Genomic DNA, 1,862 nt, shown 5'->3' on the forward strand with positions numbered 1-1,862 from the left:
TGCTTCTTCCCCCATCGAGGCCCAAACATCCGTGTATAACACATCTACCCCCGCCACCCCAGTAGCAATATCATCAGTAATCAAGAGTTGTGCCCCTGAAATCTGGGCTTTTTCGGCTGCTAACGCTTGGATTTCTGCTGCTGGTTGCAGCGCTTCAGGCGCGCCAATATGTACATTCACCCCTAAAATAGCGCCCGTGATCAAAAGTGAATGTGCCACATTGTTACGCCCATCCCCAAGATAGGCCAGTGTGATGCCTGACAACGTCCCAAAATTTTCTTGAATCGTTAGAAAGTCCGCCAGCATTTGCGTGGGGTGCCAGTCGTCAGTTAGTCCGTTCCATACAGGCACACCAGCATATTTCGCCAGATCTTCGACCACCTGTTGTGAAGCACCACGATATTCAATCCCATCGTACATACGGCCCAAGACTTTTGCTGTATCTGCCAAGGATTCCTTCTTGCCAAACTGGATATCCTGCGCCCCTAAAAACTCGGCGTGTGCACCCAAGTCATTAGCCGCCACGGTAAAACTTGAACGAGTTCGGGTTGACGTTTTTTCAAAGAGTAGCGCAATGTTTTTACCCTGTAAGTAAGGATGGGGTATATGTTGCTGCTTTAAGTATTTGAAATGTGCGGCTAATTGAATCAATGTCTCTAATTCCGGTTTTGAAAAGTCTGCTTCTTTTAAAAATGATTGCCCTTGAAAATGTGATATCATCCCCGTGCCTCCAGTTGCTTTTGATGCCGTGCAATTTCTTTTTTAACATTGGCCACTGCCGTGCCACCAAGCGAGGTCCGGCGATTGACCGCTGTCTCGGATTGCAGGACTTGATAAATATCATCTTCAATCTCTGGTGCGGCTGCTTGTAACGTTGCCAATGGCATCGCTTGCAATGGTGTTGCCGTTTGAATCCCTAACAACACCAATTGGCCGACAATCGCATGCGCTTCACGGAATGGGACACCTTTGGTTGCCAAGTAATCAGCCAATTCGGTCGCATTAGAAAAATCATCTTGGGTGCTGGCCAACATGCGTTCTTCATGCACCGTTAAACCAATGAGCATGCCAGTAAATATTTTAGTGGCAGCAATTACCGTGTCCATGACGTCAAAGACCTGGGCCTTATCTTCTTGCATGTCTTTGTTATACGCCAATGGCAAGGCCTTCATGGTTGTCAATAAGCCCATCAATGCGCCATAAGTGCGCCCTGTCTTACCACGGACTAATTCGGCAAAATCGGCGTTCTTTTTTTGTGGCATAATTGATGAGCCGGTTGAGAAGTCATCTGAGAGTTCAATATAGTTAAATTCATAGGTTGACCATAGGATCAATTCTTCTGCCATCCGTGACAAATGCATCATTAACAGGGAGGCATTTGCCAAAAATTCAACGGCAAAGTCACGATCGGAAACAGCATCTAACGAATTATGATAAATGTCCGCAAAGCCGAGTTCAGCTGCGACAAATTCACGATCAATTGGAAAGGTTGTCCCTGCCAAGGCTGCTGCCCCAAGTGGCAAGATATCCGTATGCTTTTGATTAAATTCAAAACGTTCATAGTCTCGCTGAAACATCTCGACATAGGCTAATAAATAGTGCCCATAGGTAATTGGTTGGGCATGTTGTAAGTGTGTATAACCTGACATAATGGTGCCCGCATGTGTGCTGGCTAACGTCAATAATGTTTGTTGGAGTTCGGTAATCGCCGCCATGACTTGCGGCAAACGGTGTTTCACCCATAAATGAAAATCAGTAGCGACTTGATCGTTTCGTGAGCGGGCAGTGTGTAATTTCCCCGCTACTGGGCCAATTTTGGCTGTCAGTAACGCTTCAATATTCATATGAATATCTTCATGTTG

At 46.1% G+C, this 1,862-nt stretch carries 2 protein-coding genes; both read right to left on the minus strand.

What is annotated here, in order from left to right:
• On the minus strand, positions 1–720 hold a 720-nt coding region (gene argF, locus ACW12G_RS07755; protein WP_455647693.1), incomplete at its 3' end, for an ornithine carbamoyltransferase.
• Positions 717–1,862, minus strand: a 1,146-nt coding sequence (argH, locus tag ACW12G_RS07760) for an argininosuccinate lyase (protein WP_455647694.1), incomplete at its 5' end; no start/stop codon positions are given. The genes argF and argH, both read right to left, overlap by 4 nt.

It is taken from the genome of Leuconostoc sp., assembly GCF_965300815.1.